This window comes from Nocardioides sp. NPDC054178 (assembly GCF_055585005.1).
Window position 1 is genome coordinate 395554 of sequence record NZ_JBVJKY010000002.1, and the last position, 18805, is coordinate 414358.

19 protein-coding genes are annotated in these 18805 nt (G+C 70.4%); 6 read left to right on the top strand and 13 right to left on the bottom strand.

Going from position 1 to position 18805, the window contains the following annotated elements:
* The first annotated feature begins 12 nt into the window (after nt 1-12).
* Genes ACZ6WN_RS08575 through ACZ6WN_RS08595 form a run of 5 tightly spaced genes read left to right on the top strand, consistent with a single transcriptional unit; the run spans nt 13 to nt 4087 of the window.
* On the top strand, nt 13-900 hold the full coding sequence (locus tag ACZ6WN_RS08575) for a DUF58 domain-containing protein (protein WP_465864062.1): 888 nt from the start codon (nt 13-15) through the stop codon (nt 898-900).
* Nucleotides 887-1390, top strand: a complete 504-nt coding sequence (locus ACZ6WN_RS08580) for a hypothetical protein (RefSeq protein WP_465864064.1) — start codon at nt 887-889, stop codon at nt 1388-1390. The genes ACZ6WN_RS08575 and ACZ6WN_RS08580 overlap by 14 nt, the downstream gene beginning before the upstream one ends.
* Nucleotides 1381-2457: a VWA domain-containing protein gene (locus ACZ6WN_RS08585; protein ID WP_465864066.1), complete on the top strand. Its 1077-nt coding sequence runs from the start codon at nt 1381-1383 to the stop codon at nt 2455-2457. The genes ACZ6WN_RS08580 and ACZ6WN_RS08585 overlap by 10 nt, the downstream gene beginning before the upstream one ends.
* Entirely contained in the window at nt 2454-3356 is a 903-nt protein-coding gene (locus ACZ6WN_RS08590) for a vWA domain-containing protein (protein ID WP_465864068.1), read from the top strand. The genes ACZ6WN_RS08585 and ACZ6WN_RS08590 overlap by 4 nt, the downstream gene beginning before the upstream one ends.
* Nucleotides 3353-4087, top strand: coding sequence for a hypothetical protein (locus tag ACZ6WN_RS08595; RefSeq protein WP_465864070.1), 735 nt, complete (start codon nt 3353-3355; stop codon nt 4085-4087). The genes ACZ6WN_RS08590 and ACZ6WN_RS08595 overlap by 4 nt, the downstream gene beginning before the upstream one ends.
* Before the next feature lie 13 nt (nt 4088-4100).
* Here ACZ6WN_RS08595 and ACZ6WN_RS08600 read toward each other — a convergent pair whose 3' ends face one another.
* From ACZ6WN_RS08600 to ACZ6WN_RS08630, 7 genes are all read right to left on the bottom strand, one after another.
* The gene (locus ACZ6WN_RS08600; protein WP_465864072.1) at nt 4101-5069 is read right to left on the bottom strand and encodes an AraC family transcriptional regulator; all 969 of its coding nucleotides are present in this window, start codon (nt 5067-5069) and stop codon (nt 4101-4103) included.
* A gap of 221 nt (nt 5070-5290) precedes the next feature.
* A complete protein-coding gene (locus ACZ6WN_RS08605; RefSeq protein WP_465864074.1) occupies nt 5291-6787 on the bottom strand; it encodes a flavin-containing monooxygenase in 1497 nt (498 codons plus the stop codon).
* A 117-nt stretch (nt 6788-6904) separates the two neighbouring features.
* A complete protein-coding gene (locus ACZ6WN_RS08610) occupies nt 6905-7633 on the bottom strand; it encodes an SRPBCC family protein (protein WP_465864076.1) in 729 nt (242 codons plus the stop codon).
* A 3-nt stretch (nt 7634-7636) separates the two neighbouring features.
* Nucleotides 7637-8491, bottom strand: a complete 855-nt coding sequence (locus tag ACZ6WN_RS08615) for an FAD binding domain-containing protein (protein WP_465864077.1) — start codon at nt 8489-8491, stop codon at nt 7637-7639.
* Entirely contained in the window at nt 8488-10965 is a 2478-nt protein-coding gene (locus tag ACZ6WN_RS08620) for a xanthine dehydrogenase family protein molybdopterin-binding subunit (protein ID WP_465864079.1), read from the bottom strand. The genes ACZ6WN_RS08615 and ACZ6WN_RS08620 overlap by 4 nt, the downstream gene beginning before the upstream one ends.
* Nucleotides 10962-11477 carry a (2Fe-2S)-binding protein gene (locus ACZ6WN_RS08625; protein WP_465864081.1) on the bottom strand — a complete coding sequence of 172 codons (516 nt, stop codon included), beginning with the start codon at nt 11475-11477 and terminating at the stop codon, nt 10962-10964. Before ACZ6WN_RS08625 ends, ACZ6WN_RS08620 begins: the two co-directional genes overlap by 4 nt.
* 98 nt (nt 11478-11575) lie before the next feature.
* Entirely contained in the window at nt 11576-12802 is a 1227-nt protein-coding gene (locus ACZ6WN_RS08630) for a transcriptional regulator (protein WP_465864083.1), read from the bottom strand.
* A 138-nt stretch (nt 12803-12940) separates the two neighbouring features.
* On the opposite strand from ACZ6WN_RS08630, the gene ACZ6WN_RS08635 reads away from it, so the two are divergent.
* Nucleotides 12941-13399: a GNAT family N-acetyltransferase gene (locus tag ACZ6WN_RS08635; RefSeq protein ID WP_465864085.1), complete on the top strand. Its 459-nt coding sequence runs from the start codon at nt 12941-12943 to the stop codon at nt 13397-13399.
* A 28-nt stretch (nt 13400-13427) separates the two neighbouring features.
* Here ACZ6WN_RS08635 and ACZ6WN_RS08640 read toward each other — a convergent pair whose 3' ends face one another.
* From ACZ6WN_RS08640 to ACZ6WN_RS08665, 6 genes are all read right to left on the bottom strand, one after another.
* Nucleotides 13428-14213 carry a hypothetical protein gene (locus ACZ6WN_RS08640; RefSeq protein ID WP_465864087.1) on the bottom strand — a complete coding sequence of 262 codons (786 nt, stop codon included), beginning with the start codon at nt 14211-14213 and terminating at the stop codon, nt 13428-13430.
* Between the two features lie 65 nt (nt 14214-14278).
* Nucleotides 14279-15400, bottom strand: coding sequence for an XdhC family protein (locus ACZ6WN_RS08645; RefSeq protein WP_465864089.1), 1122 nt, complete (start codon nt 15398-15400; stop codon nt 14279-14281).
* Nucleotides 15393-16499: a vWA domain-containing protein gene (locus tag ACZ6WN_RS08650; protein WP_465864091.1), complete on the bottom strand. Its 1107-nt coding sequence runs from the start codon at nt 16497-16499 to the stop codon at nt 15393-15395. Before ACZ6WN_RS08650 ends, ACZ6WN_RS08645 begins: the two co-directional genes overlap by 8 nt.
* Complete coding sequence (locus tag ACZ6WN_RS08655; protein WP_465864092.1) at nt 16496-17374, bottom strand: AAA family ATPase; 879 nt, start codon at nt 17372-17374, stop codon at nt 16496-16498. Before ACZ6WN_RS08655 ends, ACZ6WN_RS08650 begins: the two co-directional genes overlap by 4 nt.
* A gap of 73 nt (nt 17375-17447) precedes the next feature.
* On the bottom strand, nt 17448-17996 hold the full coding sequence (locus ACZ6WN_RS08660; RefSeq protein WP_465864093.1) for a nucleotidyltransferase family protein: 549 nt from the start codon (nt 17994-17996) through the stop codon (nt 17448-17450).
* Nucleotides 17993-18568: a hypothetical protein gene (locus ACZ6WN_RS08665; protein WP_465864094.1), complete on the bottom strand. Its 576-nt coding sequence runs from the start codon at nt 18566-18568 to the stop codon at nt 17993-17995. Before ACZ6WN_RS08665 ends, ACZ6WN_RS08660 begins: the two co-directional genes overlap by 4 nt.
* Between the last annotated feature and the right edge of the window lie 237 nt (nt 18569-18805).

Consider the following 18805-nt stretch of genomic DNA (forward strand, 5'->3'; position numbering starts at 1 on the left):
GCTCCTGAGCACATGGCGACGTACCTTCCCCGGATCCGCACGCGGCTGATGATCCATGCCCACCGCAAGGTGGTCGGGCTGCTCGACGGGGAGTACGCCAGCCTCCAGACCGGGCGCAGCATGGACTTCCACGACCTGCGGGAGTACGTCCCCGGCGACGACGTGAAGGACATCGACTGGAAGGCAACGGCCCGGTCCCGCAGCCTGCTGGTCAAGCGGTTCACCGCCGAGCGCCAGCACCTGGTGCTGCTGGCGATCTCCACCGGCCGGAGCATGGCGGCCCAGGCGACCGGCACCACGACCAAGCGCGAGCTGGCGATCTTCACCGCCGGCCTGGTCGGCTGGCTGGGCGTGCGCCACGGCGACAAGGTCGCGGTCGCCTACGGCGACTCGGCGACCCAGAAGCTCACCAAGCCCGCCGACACCGAGGTCGCGCTCGAGCGGGCACTGGGGCAGGCCCATGACGCGATCACCCCCGACTCCGCCGAGGCCGACATCGTCGCGGTCCTGCGCCACATCGCCACCAACGTACGCCGCCGGGCGATCCTGCTCGTCGTCACCGACGAGCACTCGCTCAGCGACGAGATGGCCGCGGTCCTGCGCCGCCTCACCGTCCAGCACGAGGTGCTGGTCGCCGGCATCGACGACCTCGACCCCACGACCGCGGTGGCCGGCGGCGCCCCGACCGTCGACATCGACACCGTCTCCGCGCTGCCGGGATGGCTCACCGGCGACGCGGTCCTCCAGGCCCAGTACGCCGAGCTGGCCGCCGCCGAGGAGCAGGGCCTGCGCGGCACCCTGGACCGCCTGGGCATCGCCTACCAGCGGGTCCGCGACGACACCACCGCCATCGGTGCGGTCTTCCATCTCCTGGAGAGGCACCGTCATGCGCGGCGGTAGCGTCCCCGAGGAGTTCCAGCAGCCGATCGCCCACTCGGGCTGGTGGCTGGTGCTCGCGCTCGCGCTGCTGGCCGCGGTGGCGCTCTACTACATCGCGGTCATCCTGCTGACCCGCAAGCGCCGCGAGGTCGTCGAGGTCGAGACGCCCTGGGTGCCGGAGCCCCGTGACCTGCGTGCCGAGCACCTGGCCGAGATCGACCGGATCGAGCGGGCGGTGCACCGCGGCGACGTCCCGGCGCGGGTCGGCCACCAGCACCTGAGCCGCACCGTGCGCGACTACGTCGCCGAGGTGAGCCAGATCCCGGCCGACAAGATGGTCCTCGCCGACCTGAAGGCGACCGTACGCAGCGACCCACGCACCCGCCCGCTGGCGATGGCCGTCGAGGTGATGTACCCGCCCGCCTTCGCCTCCGAGGAGGAGGGCAAGGCCGCCGAGCGCTTCCCCGAGGCGCTCGACCGCGCCCGCCAGGTGGTGACGACATGGACCTGAGATGGCCCGTTCTCGGCGCGATCGTGCTGGTCCTCACCATCGCCGCGATCGCCGCGATCGTCGTCGTCGCCGCCCGGGTGCATCGTCGCCCGGCCGACGCGGTGCTCGTCGCCCACACGGCGCGGCTCAAGCGGCTGCCGCGGTTCCGTGAGCTCGCCGCCCAGCAGCGGTGGCTGTCCTGGTGGCAGACCGCGGGGATCGCGCTCGCGGTGATCGGGTGCATCTGGCTGATCGCCCGGCCGCAGACCACCGACATCACCCAGAACCGCTACTCCACCCGCGACATCGTGCTCTGCCTGGACGCCTCCACGTCGATGTTCGACGAGGACACCCAGGTCACCCAGGCCTACTCCCAGCTCGTCGCCGGCCTCAACGGCGAGCGGGTCAGCCTCGTGCTGTGGAGCGACGCCGCGGTCACCGTCTTCCCGCTCACCGACGACTACGGCTGGGTGCAGGAGGAGCTGGCCCGGGCCGGCCGTGCCTTCGCCCTCGGCGACCAGGAGTACGTCGCCGGCACCTACCTCGGCAAGGAGCGGGCCTCGCTGATCAGCGACGGGATCGTCTCCTGCGTCAAGCGCTTCGACCTGTCCAACTCCGAGCGCGGCCGGGCGGTCATCGTCGCCTCCGACAACGACCCGCAGGGCGGCCCGCCGGTCTACTCGCTGCCCGAGGCCACCGAGTTCGCCAAGGAGCGTGACGTCCAGCTCTTCGGCATCGGCTCCGCCGACCTCAGCTTCCAGGAGGACAAGCGAGCCACCTTCGACAAGGCGATGACCGACACCGGCGGCACCTTCTCGCTGCTCGGCGACGACGGCTCCATCGACTCGATCCTGGCCGGCATCGACCGGCTCTCCGCCGACGAGGTCGTCGAGCCGCCGAAGTACCAGATCCGCGACGCTCCCGGCTGGCCGATCGCGCTGATCGTGCTCGGGGTCCTCATGCTGATCGCCGGGTGGAGCTACGCCCTCGTCCGCTCCGGAAGGGTCTTCCCGGGCTCGTCCCGTCCGACGCCGCCCACGGGCCGGGCGTCCGACCAGGTCCGGGCACCGAGCGAGGTGGCCCGATGAGCGCCGGCGGGTGGCAGATCCTCACGCTCGTACGCCGCGTGCTGATCGTCCTGCTCACCGTCGTCGTCCTGGTGCGACCGAGCTGGGGCGCGGCACCTGCGCAGATGCGTACGGCGGACCTCGACGTCCTCGTCGTGGTCGACCGCACGCGGTCGATGGTCGCCGAGGACGCGCCCGGCGGCGAGGCCCGGATGACCCAGCTCAAGAAGGACCTCAAGGCGCTCTCGGCGGCCCTGCCCTCGGTGCGGTTCGGCGCGATCACCTTCGGTGGCGAGGTCGTCCGCACCGAGATGCCGTTCACCTACGACACCACCGCCTTCAACGCCTGGGTCGACGGTCTCTACGCCGAACGGGCCTTCGACGGGTCCGGCTCGATGGTCGATGCTCCGCGCGACGAGGTCATCGAGGCCCTGGAGAGGGACCAGGAGCGCTTCCCCGAGCGGCGCCGGATCGTGGTGTTCGCCTCCGACGGCGAGAACACCCGCGAGGGCGTCGACCAGCAGTCGTTCGCCGAGATCGACGACCTCTCGGCCGGTGGCGTGGTGCTCGGCTACGGCACCGAGGAGGGTGGCCGGATGCCCTGGGACGACGAGCGCCCCCAGGACGGCTATCTCAAGGACGGCGAGGGCCAGGACGCCCGCTCCCGGATCGACCTGGCCAACCTGCGCGAGATCGCAGGTCAGATGGGTCTTCAGACGCTCCACCGCACGACGAAGGAGACCAAGGAGGTGGCCACGGAGGCCTCGACCTGGGACTCCGAGATGCTCACCGAGGAGACCTCCGCCGGCGGCGAGACGTCGCGGGCCTGGCTCTTCGGCTTCCCCCTGCTGGCACTCTTGCTGTGGGAGCTGTGGGGCCATCGTCGCCGTGGACACGAGGCCGAGGAGGTGCTGTCGTGACCGTCACCGAGACGCCCGTCGACCCGACCGCACCGCAGGTCCCGGTGCGCACTCCCCGCGAGCAGGTCCGGCGCGCGCTGCTGCTCGCCGGGATCGTACCGGTGGTGGTCGGCCTCGTCTTCCTGGGCAAGGTGATCGTGATGGGTCACCACGACCGTGGCGGCCGGGACGCCTGGGACGTACGCGACGCCGCGACCGCGATGGAGCACTACTCGGCCAACCGCGACCTCAACGTCCTGCAGCCCTGGATCGCCCACTTCGACGCCGGCAACGCCGCCTTCCTGCTCGGCGAGAACGCCCGCGCGGTCGCCTACTACGGCGAGGCGCTGGAGCGTGTGCCCGAGGACCACGAGTGCACCGTACGCATCAACCTGTCGCTGACCCAGGAGGCGATCGGCGACCGCGCCCGCGACGCCGGCAACCAGGCCGGCGCGAAGGCGGCCTACGAGGAGGCGCTGGCCACCCTGAAGGAGGGCGACTGCCCCACCGACGCCGGCCAGGGCCCCGAGCAGTCCCAGCAGGGCGAGTCCGTCGAGGAGCGCCTCAAGGAGAAGCTGACCCCGAAGGTGCGGATCAAGCCCGACGAGCAGGACGACCAGCCCGAGGAGCCGCAGAACCAGGACAAGAAGGAGGACAAGCTCGACAAGCGCAACGGCGACGGCGAGAACTACCGCCGCGACGACGCCGACCTCGACGACTACGGCGGGTTCAGCGACGAGCCCCAGTGGTGAGTCCCTGCGCGTTTCACCGCATGAGCGTCTGAGACGGAAGCTCCTGGAACTGCGCCCGGTACGCCTGGGAGAACCGGCCGAGGTGGAAGAAGCCCCACCGGGCCGCGATCGCGGTGACCGAGGTGGCGGTGGCGTCGGCGGCGAGCAGGTCGGTGAAGGCCCGATCGAGCCGGGTCCGCCGCCAGTACTCCAGCGGGGTGGTGTCGAGGTCGCGCTGGAACGCCTCCTGCAGCGTACGGGTGGAGACGCCGACCTTCTGGGCGAGCTCGGCGACCTTCCAGGGGTGCTCGGGGTGGGCCTCGAGGAGGTCGACGGCCATGCGTACGGCTCGGGAGATCGTGGGTGTGACGTTCTCGGAGACGATCTCCAGGGACGTGTTCGCCTGGATCGTCAGCAGGCCCCCGATGAGCGCCTGCTCATAGGGCGCCGCGACCAGCGGAGAGCTCATCAGCGAGCCACCCGCCTCGACGTTGTCGTAGGCCAGCCGGACCATCTTCAGCCAGTCGCGCACCTCGGGCCGGCCGAGGTCGAGCGTGGGATCGAAGACCACCGGTCCGGAGCCGCCGATGCCCGCGGCCGCCTCCTCCACGGCGCTGCGCCGGATGTAGACCTGCAGCTTCTCGCAGCCGTCGGACCAGAGCATGTCGACCGGTTCGGTCGGTGAGCCGATCGAGGCGCGGGTGCGGTCGGCGAGGACGACCTGCTCCCCCACCTTGACCTTGGCGGTGCCCGCGATCGGGAGCTGGATCAGGTAGAAGTCGTCGAAGGTGCCGGGAGTGATCCGCACCTCGTCGCCGTAGCGCATGTAGTTGAGCATCACGTCCTCACCCAGCGGCGCGGCGTTGTGCACCATGTCGAGGTGGGAACCGGCCTTGGTCAGCGCCAGGTAGTGGGCACAGAACCGCTCGGCCACGGCTTCTCTGGCCTGGTCCACGTCGGTGGTGGCGACAACGGTGTGACGACCCAGCAGGGGACGGGGCAAGGGAGGCTCCTGGAGCGTGCTCGATTGACCGAAGAGCGTAGCGGAGCCCGCACCTCGTCAACGCGAACCCGGCGCAATCACCGTCTAAGGTCCCGGCCGTCGGGGTAGTCCGGTAGCGAACTGTCTAAATACCGACGAGTAATAGACAGTTCGCTACCGGACTACCCCGACACTCCGAACCAGATACCGGTCCCACCCAAGAGCACCGGCATCTCGCCGTACTAGCTCCTCGCTGCCAGCTTCTCCACGAGTCTGGGAGTGATGGAGGCGTACGCCTTCGGGTCGATCGGCAGCAGCCACTGGATCGCCTTGACCCGCTTGCTGAGGTCGATACCGACGTCACCGAGAACCTCGTCGATGTTGTGCATCGAGAACGGGATGATGTTGGTGCCGCGGGCGTGGTGGCCGTCGGTACGCTCCCGCATCCAGGCCAGCCGCGCGGCGACGTGAGCCTCCATCTCCTCCACCGGCGGGACCTCGTGGCCGCCACCGAGGTGCGAGCCGATCCAGACGGCGCTCATCTCGGCCGAGAGCGGCGAGAAGAACGAGGAGTTGTAGCCGGCGAAGGTCAGGTCCTGCACGCTCAGCGGGAGGATCTGGCGGTAGAGCTGGTAGTCGCCGTTGTCGTCGGTGAGCTGGTCCTGGATCTCCTCGGAGAAGAACGGGAGCTCCTGCTTGAACCCGGTCGCCGTCACCACGACGTCGGCGGGGACCGCGCGCCCGTTGGCGAGCTCGGCGTACGGCTTGCCGTCCCTCGTCACGAAGGCGGCGATCTCGGTGTCGCGCTCGACGGCGATGTCGCCGGCCTCGACGCCCTCGAAGAAGCCCTCGGTGGCCAGCGAGACCGTCGAGCGGGCGATGTCGGTGAACTGGCCCTTGGGCAGCAGCCCGAGCTTCTTGAGCTTGAGCTGGCTGCTGGTGACCGACTCGACGCTGCCGACCATCGAGCCGGCCACCTTCGAGCCGCCCGCGTGCAGGGCCTTCTCGGCCCCGCGGATGTTCTGATAGGGGAACAGCCCCTCCCCCAGGCGGGTGAGCAGCAGCATCTTGTAGTTGAGGACGCCCTTGATCTTGCGGGGCATCTTCCACAGCAGCTGCCGTGCGACCACGGTGGTCGAGGCCGCCTCCTTGGCGATCTCGACAGCCACGTCGCAGGCCGACTTGCCGTAGCCGACGACCACGACGTTCTTGCCCGCGACGGTCTCCAGGTCGTGCAGCTCGCTCGCCGCGAGGATCCTGCCGCCGGCGGCCTCCAGCTCCTCGACCCCGTCGTACGCAGGGGCGAACGGCTCCGAGAAGACACCGCTGGCCACGACCAGATGGTCGTAGTGCTCGGTGGTCTCGCCGTCGGCCTCCGCAGCCGCACCGCCGCCAGAGGTGATGGCCCAGCCGCCCCCTCCAGCCGGCTGGGCCCTCCGCACCTCGGTGGAGAGCCTGATCATCGGGGCGAGCTCGAACTTCTCGACGTACATCTCGAGATAGCTCTGCACCTGCTCGCCGCTGAGCCACTCGGGGAACACCTTGGGCATCCTCAGGTCCGAGAGCGTGTAGGAGTCCTTGTTGTTCTGCGTCGTCAGACCCGGGTAGCGACGGGTCCGGCTCCAGACGCCGCCGACATCCGGGGCCTTCTCGTAGACGGTGACGTCATGACCGAGCTCGGTGAGCACCTTGGCCGAGGCAACGCCTGCGAACCCGGCACCGATGACCGCGATCTTCACTTTTCTGTTTCCTCTCGCAGCGGGGTCTGCGTAGTGGAAACGCTAGAGAGGTCGAACGGCCCTCGCTATCCAGGTTGCGCGGGTGGTATCCGGTTTGCGCGACGGGTTGCGACGGGTTCAGCCTCGCAGGAGCTTGTAGGCGATCACCGCCGCCGCGACGACCGCCACCCCGATAGCGATCTTCTTGCCGTAGTTCTTGATCAGCACCGGTACGACCGTGGCGCCGAGGTCGATCGCCTCGGTGCTCCCGCTGGTCGAGCCGCCGGAGCCGCTGGGCGAAGGCGTGTCGAGACCAACACGGTCCGCTCCGGTGCTCGATGGTGCCGTGTTGGTCTCGGCACGCTCGCTGGCGCTCGCGGCTCGACCAGCGGCGTCACCGTCGGGCTCGACCAGCGGGGCGGCAGCGGGGGCCGACTTGGACTCCAGACACGCGACGAACTGGCCGAGCAGCTTGTCGGAGACGTCCTGCATGACCCCGCGACCGAACTGGGCGGGCTTGCCGGTGACGGCGAGGTCGGTGACGATCTCGACCTTCGTGCCGGTGCCCTCCGGGGCCATCGTCAACGTCGCGTTGGCGCCGGCGGTGCCGTTGCCGCGCTTGTCCCGTCCTTTGGCCTCCACCACCAGACGACGTGCGGTCTCGTCCTTCTCGACGAAGGTGCCGGAGCCGGCGTAGACCATGGCGATCGGACCGAGCTTGACCTTCACCGTGCCGGTGAAGGTGTCGCCCTCGGCCGAGGTGACCTGGGCTCCCGGGAAGCACTCGGCGAGCGAGCCGATGTCCAGGAAGCTGTTCCAGGTCTCCTCGACCGAGGTCGGAACCGTGAACTCGTGCGTCAGGTCCACGCCTCAGCCCCCGAGGGCCTTCGTGATGGCGCGCCGGGTCAGCACCGTGACCAGATGACGGCGGTAGTCGGCGTCGCCGTTGAGGTCGGAGGGCGGCTCGACGCCGTCCGCGGCCAGAGCCGCGGCGTTGCGTACGACCTCCTCGGTGGCCTGCTGGCCGACCAGCGCCTGCTCGACACCGGCGGCACGCAACGGGGTCGAGCCCATGTTGGTGAGACCGATCGCCGCGCCCTCGATCACGCCGCCGGAGACCTTGAGGCTCGCGCCGACCGCGCAGATCGGCCACTGGTGGGCGACCCGGACGAACTTCTCGTAGTGGGCCGTCCACCCGGTGTGCTTCGGGATGCGTACGCCGATGAGCAGCTCGTCCTCGGAGACGGCCGTCTCGAAGAGCCCCTGGAAGAACTCCGCGCCCGGGACCACCCGCTCGCCGGCCGGCCCGGCGATGACGAACTCGGCATCCAGGGCCAGGGCCGGGGCGCCGAGATCGCCCGCCGGGTCGGCGTGGGCGAGCGCGCCACCGAACGTGCCCCGGTGGCGCACCTGCTCGTCGGCGACCGTCGCCGTGGCACGCGCGACCAGCGCGGCGTGCTCGGCGACCAGAGGATCGGTCGCGACGTCACAGTGGCGCGTCATGGCGCCGACGAAGATCGCCGCACCCTCGTCGCGTACGCCGCGCAGCGAGTCGATGCGACCGAGGTCGATGACCCACTCCGGAGCGTTGAGGCGCATCCTCAGCACCGGCAGCAGGCTCTGCCCGCCGGCGATGATCTTGGCCTCGTCGCCGTACTGCGCGAGGGCGGCCAGTGCCTCCTCGACCGTGGTCGGAGCGACGTAGTCGAACGATGCGGGAATCACTGGACATCTCCTTCCGTGCGGTCGACGTTCCCGGACATGCCCGTCGACGGATCGAAGTGCGGTGCGGCCGCGCCGGTGGTCTCGCCACCGGCCGAGCCCTCGCTGATGGCCCGCCACACCCGCTCCGGGGTGCAGGGCATGGTCACGTCGTGCACGCCCAGCGGACGCAGCGCGTCGACGACGGCGTTGACCACCGCCGGGGTGGAGGCGATCGTGCCCGCCTCGCCGACGCCCTTGGTGCCGAGCGTGTTGGTGGTCGCGGGCGAGGTGGTGTGGTCGATGTCGAAGCTGATCGTGTCGGCGGCGGTCGGCAGCAGGTAGTCCACGAACGAGCCCGACACCAGAGTCCCGGCGTCGTCGTAGACCGCGTCCTCCCACAGCGCCTGGGCGATGCCCTGGACCAGTCCACCGTGCACCTGACCTGCGACGATGAGCGGGTTGATGATGTTGCCGATGTCGTCGCAGCAGACGTACTTCCGCATCTTCACCTGCCCGGTCTCGGTGTCGACCTCCATCGCGCACAGGTGGGTGCCGTGCGGGAAGTTGAAGTTCTCCGGGTCGAAGGTGGCCTCGGAGTCGAGGTTGGCCTCGACGCCGTCGGGCAGGTTGTGCGCGGCGAAGACAGCCGTGGACAGCTCGCCGATGGACATGCCCTGGTCGGTGCCGCGCACCGTCCATCTGCCACCGGTGAACTCCAGGTCCTCGACGCTCGCCTCGAGCAGGTGCGCCGCGATCGGCTTGGCCTTCTCGAGCACCTTGTCGGCGGCCCGCACCAGCGCCTCCCCACCCACGACCAGCGACCTGGACCCGTAGGTGTCATAGCCCTTGGCCGCGATCTGGGTGTCGCCGTGGAGCACCTCGACGTCCTCGAAAGGTACGCCGAGACGGTCCGCCACGATCTGGCTGAACGCGGTCTCGTGCCCCTGCCCGTGCGCACTGGCCCCGGTGATGACCTCGACCTTGCCGGTCGGCGTCAGTCGCACCTGGGCGTGCTCCCAGCCACCGGCGCCGTAGTCGAGGCTGCCGAGGACCCGGGACGGTGCCAGGCCGCACATCTCGGTAAAGGTGGAGATGCCGATGCCGAGCTGGACCGGGTCGTTGTTGGCACGGCGCTCGGCCTGCTCGGCCCGGAGCGCGTCGTAGCCGAACATCTCCTTCGCCTTGGCGGTCGCGGCCTCGTAGTTCCCGGAGTCGTAGGTCAGACCGGCGATGGTCGTGAACGGGAACTCCTCGTGCTTGATCCAGTTCTTCTCCCGGATCTCGAGCGGGTCGACCCCGACCTCCGCGGCCAGCTCGTCCATCAGCCGCTCGATGGCGTACGTCGCCTCCGGCCGTCCCGCACCGCGGTAGGCGTCGGTCCAGGTGGTGTTGGTGAACACCGTCTGGCAGTTGAACTGGTAGGCCGGGAACTTGTAGATCGCGTTGAACATGAAGGCGCCGAGCACCGGGACACCGCCGCCGACGATGGCGACGTAGGCACCCAGGTTGGCGTCGAGCTCGACCTTGAGGCCGGTGACCTGACCGTCCTTGGTGGCCGAGAGGGTCAGCTTCTGGATCTGGTCGCGGCCGTGGTGGGCGGAGAGCAGCGACTCGGACCGGGTCTCGGTGTACTTCACCGGCTTGCCGAGGCGGCGAGCCATCGCGAAGACGATCATCTCCTCGGGCGTCTGCTGGAGCTTGCCGCCGAAGCCACCACCGACGTCGGGCGCGATCACCCGGATCTTGGACTCGGGCACGCCCGTGGTCGCGGCGAACGCGAACCGCAGGATGTGCGGGATCTGGGTGGCGCTCCACACGGTGATCTGCTCACCGGTCGGGTCGCACACGACGCTGCGCGGCTCCATGAACGCCGGGATCAGCCGCTGCTGACGATAGGTCCGCTCGATCACGATCCCGTCGCTCTTCGCCGCACTGATGGCCTCGTCGACGCTGCCGCCGGTGCCGGCCTGGGCGCTGTCGAAGACCCACAGCGCGGACTTGTTGGTGCCGAGGTCGGGGTGGGCGAGCACCTCGTCCTTGACGGCCTCCTCGAGGGAGACGACCGCGGGCAGCTCCTCGTAGTCGACCTCGACCATCTCGGCGGCGTCCCGTGCGGCGGCCGCCGACCGCGCGGCCACGACCGCGACGATCTCACCGGCGAAGGTGACCCGGTCGGACGCGATCGGCGGGTGGGCCGGCGCCTTCTGGTCGGGCGTGATCGGCCAGGCGTTGATGCAGACACCGAGGCCCTCGTCGAAGTCCTTGGCGGCGAGCACGGTCACCACACCCTCGGATTCCTCCGCCGCGCTGGTGTCGATGCTCGTGACCCGGGCGTGCGCGAAGGGGCTGCGCACCATCGCCAGGTGCAGCATGCCGGGAAGGTTGATGTTGTCGGTCCAGCGGGTCCGTCCCGTGATCAGGCGCGCGTCCTCCTTGCGGCGCCGGTCGCGGCCGATCTCGTTGGTCTGCTCCGGACGAGCCTCTACGGCGGTCACAGCGCATCCACCTCCTCGGTGGCGCCGCGCGGGTTGGCGGCGGTGGCCAGATGGCCGCTGGCGTACTGCACCGCGCGGACGATGTTGTGGTAGCCCGTGCAGCGGCACAGGTTGCCCTCGATGCCCTCGCGGATCTCGTCCTCGCTGGGCTCGGGGTTGCGCTTGAGCAGGTCGACGGACTGCATGATCATGCCGGGCGTACAGAACCCGCACTGCAGGCCGTGGCACTCGCGGAATGCCTCCTGGACGGGGTGGAGGTCGCTCTCGACCGTGTCGGCGAGGCCCTCGATCGTGGTCACCTCGCACCCGTCGGCCTGCACCGCGAGCACGTTGCACGACTTCACCGAGTCACCGTCGAGATGGACCGTGCAGGCGCCGCAGTTGCTGGTGTCGCAACCGATCACCGTGCCGGTCTTGCCGAGTCCTTCGCGCAGATACTGCACGAGCAGTGTCCGCGGTTCGACGTCGTCGGTGACCTTCATACCGTCGACGCGCATGCTGATCCGGGCCATGTTGTCTCCCTGCCAGACGTCACTGTGTGGGCCAGATCACAGTAGGACGCGCAGGGTTGGGCTCCGGTTGGCTGCCGTCGCGGCATACCTCTTCTTGGTCAGCGGCTGGCGGCCAAACGTGCCCTGAGCAGGGGCAACGCGGGATGGGCGCTGCCGCCCAGGCGGCGCAGACATACGTCGACGACCTCGGTGTCGTAGGGAGCCAGCTCGCTGTAGCGCAGCACCGCGTCGGGCTGGGGGTCGGCGATCAGCGCCTCGCGCAGCGCGACCGCGACGTACTCGGCCATCTCCGCCAGCGCCGGGCTGTTGGTGCCGGGCAGGAGATCACCGCCGTACGCCTCCACCGCGGCCGCCACCCGGCCGTGCCGGATCAGGGTGAGGACCTGCTCGACGTCGGTCGCGACCGGCATCAGCAGACGGTAGGGCCTCGAGGCGACCTGGCCGCCGAGCGCGTGGCGCAGGTGGGAGACCTCGGCCTTCAGCGTCGAGAAGGTCACCGCCTGGTCGCCGTAGACCATCGCGTGCAGCCGCTCCAGCGAGAGGCCCTCGGGATGGAGCGCGAGCAGGGCGAGGATCTCGGTCTGGCGCCGGTTGAGCAGCAGCCGCTGCCCGTCGAGCCAGGTCTCCGCGGTGCCCAGCAGGGTCAGCACCAGGCCGGGCTGGTCGATCGCCTCGTCCTCGGCGCGCTGCGTCGGCAGCTTCGGCAGCGCCCCCTCGATGAGGCGCGCCATCACCCGGGCCGTGGCCATCCCGATCGGGTGGGTGCGGTCCCAGGTGGTGGAGAGGTCGAGGACGCCGAGGTGCTTGCCGGTGACCGGGTCGTGGAGCGGCGCCGCCCAGCAGACCCAGTTGTGCACGACCTCGGCATAGTGCTCCGGGCCGAAGACCATCGTCGGCGAGTTGGTCCGGTTGGCCAGGTCGAGCGCGTTGGTGCCGGCGCTCTCGTCGTCCCAGCGGCCTCCGGGCACGAAGTTCACCGACTCCGCCTTGTGGCGCATCACCCGGCCGCCGTACGTCCACAGCACCCGGGTGTCCGGGTCGGTGACCGCGATGACCAGGTCGCCGTCGTCGGCGGTGCAGCGCAGCTCCTCCTCGACCCGCTCGACGGCCACCTGGAGCGGCGAGCCTCGCCACATCTCGCGGGTCTCGTCCTCGTCGGCCAGCGGCGCCTCACGCACGTCGGGCTTGATGGCCGTCGCCGAGCGCGTCCAGCTCGACAGGATCTCCGGCCTGACGAAGTCCTCGGCGGCGTCGCCGCTCTCCACGAAGGCGGTCCACGCCCGCGCCGCGCTGATACGGCGCTCCTGCAGATCGCTACGGACCATCAGATCCCCCTTCGGAGTCCGGCCCTTGAGGCTGGTCCTGCCAAGGTAGCACCCTGTGACGTGCCTCACGATCCCCTCGGTGGTACCCGCTCGCGCCACGCCCGATCGCGGCTCCCGGGGCGGTGTCAGAGTGGGTGCATGACGACGCGCACCGCCACGACCTGGGCCGACTTCGAGACCGCTGCCAGGCTGCAGGTCGACTTCAACACCGAGTACGCCTACCCCGCCCCGCCCGCCGAGGAGCTCGCCCGGCACCTCAGCCGGCTCGTCGACGGCGGGGACACGACGGTGATGCTGATCGGCGACCCCGCCGTCGGCCACGGCATCACCCGTTTCCGCCTGCAGACCACGGCGGACGAGCTCGAGGCCTACCTCGCCGAGCTGTACGTCGTGCCCTCCCGTCGCGGGCAGGGGCTCGGCACGATCCTGCTGCAGGCGATCATCGACGAGGCGAAGGCCCGCGGTGCGACGTACATGGACCTGGGGACGAGCGAGGACGACACCTCGGCCCGCGCGCTGTACGAGAAGTTCGGCTTCGACAACCACGAGGGCCGCGGCTCCGGGCCGCGGGCGCTCTACTACGAGAAGGAGCTGTAGCGCGCCCGTGTCGGCCGCTCGGCCACGGTCAGGCCGGAGCGCTTTCGGTGCGGCCGCCGTACGACAGCCCGCGAGCTGTCGCGTGGAACAGCATCGCGAAGACCAGGATTCCGGCACAGACCAGCGCCACGATCGCCACCGACGTGCTCTGCGAGAGCTGGAGCTGGCGGAGCCCGACCGCGACCAGCGCCCAGGCGCAGGAGAACAGCAGCTCTCGCAGGTTGCGCGTGAACAGGAGGAACAGCAGAGCGACGGTGAGCACCACGATCACCAGGGTCGAGGCCAGCGGGCTGACCGTGACGTCCTTGGAGTCGAGGTAGGTCGCGATGTTGACGATGCTGGCCGCGGTCACCCATCCCGTGTAGAGCATCAGCGGCAGCCAGACCATGAGGAAGTCCTTGGTCGAGGGCCGGGTGGTGCCCACCCCGAGACGCCACAGCGCGGCGTAGAGCGTGGCGGTGAGGGTGAGCAGAACAACGACGGAGAGGCCGACCCACTCCTTCACGAAGACGTAGGTCCACAGCCCGTTGCAGATGCTGGCGACGATGAAGAGCGGCCCGAGCAGCTGCGGGACGGCGTTCTCTTCGCGCGGATCACGAAGATCTCTCGCCTGGTAGACCGCGAAGACGATCAGCAGCAGGTAGATGAGGGTCCAGATGGAGAAGGCGTAGCTCGCCGGGGTCAGATAGGTGGCGTACTTGTCCGATATCTCACCGATCGGTGGCAGATCGAGCACCTGTGCACCGGTCAGGAAGTTCGCCACCAGCGCGAAGACGAGGGCGAGAACATTACCGATCTGCCATGTTCGCTTCATCCATCGACCGTAGCAAAGGAGATCGTGGCTCGATCGCACGTGCGCCGAGTGTCCGCAGCGCGCCGCTAACGGTCTTCGTGGATCCTTCCGGTGGTGGTGGCCAGGCGCTCGCCGGAGCCGCCCCAGCGGCCGGCGACGATCTCGGCGGCGATGGAGATGGCGGTCTCCTCCGGCGTACGGGCGCCGAGGTCGAGGCCGATGGGGCTGCTCAGGCGGGCGATCTCCTCCTCGGTGAGACCGGCCTCCCGGAGCCGGGCGAGGCGGTCGTCGTGGGTGCGCCGCGAGCCCATCGCGCCGACGTAGGCGATGTCGGGGAGGCGGAGGGCGACCTCGAGGAGAGGCACGTCGAACTTCGGGTCGTGGGTGAGGACCGCGATCACGGTGCGCTGGTCGATGCGGCCCGCCTCGACCTCGGCCCCGAGGTAGCGGTGGGGCCAGTCGACCACGACCTCGTCGGCCGAGGGGAAGCGTGAGTTGGTGGCGAAGACCGGGCGGGCGTCGCAGACGGTGACGTGATAGCCGAGGAACGCGCCGACCCGAGCGACGGCGGCGGCGAAGTCGATCGCGCCGAAGACGAGCATCCGGGGCTTGGGCGCGAAGGACCACACGAAGACCCGCATGCCCTCGCCACGGCGTTCGCCGTCGATGCCGTAGGACAGTGTCTGGTTGGTGCCGTGAGCCAGCAGCCCCAGCGCGTCGTCGTGGACGGCGTCGTCCATCCGGGCGCTGCCGAGCGAGCCCTTGACCCCCTCGGGGCGGATGAGGACGCGGCGCCCGAGGATCTCGGGGTCGGGATGCTCGATGACGGTCGCGAGCGCGATCGGGCTGCCGCTGCGTACGTCCTCGGCGAGCTCGCCGAGCTCCGGGAAGGTCTCCTGGGACACCTTCTCGACGAAGACGTCGAGGATGCCGCCGCAGGTCAGGCCGACCGCGAAGGCGTCGTCGTCGGAGACGCCGTAGCGGTTGAGCTCCGGCACGCCGCTCTCCGCGACCTCACGGGCCACCTCGTAGACGGCGCCTTCGACGCAGCCGCCGGAGACCGAGCCGACCGCGCTCTCGTCGGGGCCGACGAGCATCGAGGCGCCCGGCGGCCTGGGCGCCGACTGGAACGTCGCCACCACGGTGGCCACCGCCACCGTCTCGCCGGACTCCCACCACTTCATCAGATCGTCGAGTACGTCACGCACGCGCGATCACCTCCACCAGATCCTCGTACGTCGCCAGGGAATGTCCGGCGACGAAGTCGTCCACGTGCGGGAGCACCGCGACGATGCCTCGCTGCAGTGGTTCATATCCAACCTTGCCACGATGTGGGTTGACCCACACCACGCGATGGGCGAGGCGGTGCAGCCTCGCCGTCTGCTCCTCGAGGAGCGCGGTGTCGCCGCGCTCCCAGCCGTCGCTCGCGATGACCACCACCGCGCCTCGGGCCAGTCCTTGGTGTCGCCGCAGGAAGGCCTGCAGGTCGTCACCGAGCCGGGTGCCGCCCGACCAGTCGGGCACCGTCTCGCCGGCCGCGACGAGCGCGCGGTCGGGGTCGCGGTGGCGCAGCGCGCGGGTGATGTCGGTGAGCCTGGTGCCCATGGTGAACACCGCGCCGCTCCCGGTCGTCGAGCTCACCCGGTGGGCGACCCGCAGCAGCACGTCGGCGTAGGAGCTCATCGAGCCGGACACGTCGATCAGCCACACCACGCGGCGCGGCCGCTCGCCACGCCTGCGGTAGTGGATCCCGGCCGGCTCGCCGAGGTGTCGCAGGCTGGCCCGCAGGGTGCGGTGGGCGTCGACGCGGCCCCGCCGCCACTGCTCCTGGCGCGGCGTCCGGCGGCGCGGCGCCCGCGGACGGAGCCGGGCGATCAGCGCGGTCACCCGCTCCTGCTCGGCCGGGTCGAGGTCGGCGACGTCGCGATGACGCAGGGTCTCGAGATCGCTGGCGCGCGCCCTGATCAGGTCGTCGGTCTCCTCGCCCTCTCCCTCGCCCGCCTGCGGCTCGGTCTCGGGCAGGGTCGAGGTGACCGAGACGGTACGCGGCGGCCCCTGCGGCCCCGGGAGCGTGGCCGTCGACCCGAACCAGGCCTCGAAGACCTGGTCGTAGCGGCGCAGGTCGTCGGGCCCGGCGCACAGCGTCGCCCGGCCGGCGGTGTAGGTGGCGACCGGGTCGCCGGCGCCGACGATCGCGGTCGCCTGCAGGAAGCCGTGGGCGCGGTCCTGGGTCACGTGCACCCCGGCCGCCCTGAGCGCCCGGGTGAAGCCGAGCAGGATCTCGGGGCCGTCGTGTCCCTGCTTCACGCCAGCAGCCGATCCAGCGCGGCCCGGACGCGGTCGGCGTCCTCGCGGTGCTTGACGAGCGCGCCGAGCGTCGTGGCGGCGCTCTCCAGGTCCAGCTCGACCACTCCGAGGTGGTGCAGGGCGCGGGCCCAGTCGAGGGTCTCGGCAACCCCCGGCGGCTTGAGGAGGGCGCTCGCACCCTCGGCACCGCGCAGCTGCTGGACGACAGTGACCACCTGGCGGGCGAGCTCCTCGGCGACCTCGGGGGCTCGGCTGCGTACGATCTCGATCTCGCGGGCCAGGCCGGGGTGGTCGATCCAGTGGTAGAGGCAGCGGCGCTTGAGGGCGTCGTGGAGCTCGCGGGTGCGGTTGGAGGTGAGCACGACGATCGGCGGGACCGTGGCGGCGACCGTCCCGAACTCCGGGATCGTCACCTGGTAGGTGGACAGCACCTCGAGCAGGAACGCCTCGAACTCGTCGTCGGCCCGGTCGACCTCGTCGACGAGCAGCACCGACGGTGCCTGGCGCAGCGCGGCCAGCACCGGGCGGGCGAGCAGGAACCGCTCGTCGTACAGGGACTTCTCGGCCTCCTCGACCTCCCCCGCGCCACCGGCCGCCTCGAGGGCGCGCAGGTGCAGGATCTGGCGGGCAAAGTCCCAGTCGTAGAGCGCCTGGGTGGCGTCGATCCCCTCGTAGCACTGCAGCCTCACCAGCGGCAGGTCGAGCGCCTCGGCGACGGCCTCCGCGAGCGCGGTCTTCCCGGTCCCCGGCTCACCCTCGAGCAGCAGCGGCCGCTGCATCTTCAGCCCGAGGAACGTCACCGTCGCCAGCTCCGGGTCGGCCAGGTATCCGGTCGCCGCCAGGCGGTCGGCGATCTCCCGGGGCGTCAGGTCCATGACCTGAGCGTAGAACGCGAAGCGTTGGCTCAGGGTTGGACAACCTCCTAGGAGGGTACGAACGAGAAGTCGTTCAGCGGTGGTCGACGTCGTTCCCGCCGGCCAGGTCGCCACACTCCACCAGGCGTACGTCATGGGCCTTCAGGTAGCCACGAGCGCCCTGGTCGCCGACGGCCGCCTCGATGACGCCCGCCCAGTGGTCGCGTCCGATCAGCACCGGATGACCGGGAACCCCGGCGTACGCCGCCCGCGCCAACCCGGCGGTCGAGCCTGTGCCGGTGGTCGAGCCTGTCGAGACCACCCGGGCGATCACATCAGCCCCGACGTCCGGCAGATCGACGAGATGGACGACGGCGGCCTCGGCGTCCGGCCCGAGAGCCGCCAGACCGACCCGCAGGGAGGCCCCCATCCCCTCGTCCCAGCCCTCGGCGACGACGACCCGCTGACCGGCCGGGAGCAGCGCCCGCGCCTCGTCGGCGGACGCCCCGAGCACGACGAGCACGTCGTCGCAGCCACCCTCACGCAGCACGGCGACGGAGCGGACCAGCCAGTCGTCGACCAATGCCTTCGGCGTGCCCATCCGCCGGCCCGCGCCGGCGGCCAGGAGAAGCCCGGAGATCACTTGAACGCGGAGGTGTAGAGCTTCTGCAGCTTCGGAGTCTTCGGGTCGCTGTAGCCACAGCCGATGACCTCGGCATCACCCGTGGCCGCGACCAGATAGTTCTTGCCCTTCTCGAACTCGGGCATCGGGATCGTGCTCGGCGCGGGCAGGGTGATCCGGACGGTGTCGGTGCCACCGAAGCCGTCGGCGTACATCCACGTCTTCACCCGCAGCACGGCCTCGGTGTCGGTCACGCTCTCCGCGGTGCCTTCGAAGGCCAGCGCGGCGTTCTGGGAGAGCCACTTCGAGGTCGGCGGGATGCATCGGGCGGCGTCGGCGACGACGGTCAGCTCGGTCGCTCCGGCGCCCCCGGCCGGGGCGGACGGGGAGGGGACGGGCGCGGTCTCGGTGACCGTCGCGGTCGGCGACGGAGGCGCGGCATCGGGGTCCTCGGCGGTGTCATCCGAGCTGAGCAGGCCGAAGGAGGCGACGATCGCGACGAGCACGACCGCGGCGGCGATCACGGCTGCGACCCAGCGCCACGGTGACCGCGGCGGCTGCATCCCGGTCTTCGACCCGACGTCCACGCTCATGCCGTCACTCGCTGGCGCTCGCTCATGCCAACATCATGCCTCACCCCTGGGTGCCATCCGCGGACCCGCCGGGCACCCGCCCGTCGACACACGCAGGCGGGGCCCTGGCTTCGAAGAGCCCTGACCCCGCCCGCCGCTGCAGAACCTCACCCGGATATTCCCTTGGGCTTCAAGCCCCCCAGATCCAGACGCTTCCCCGCAGTCGGCCACTGTGTGGAGCACCCATGTTGCGTTACC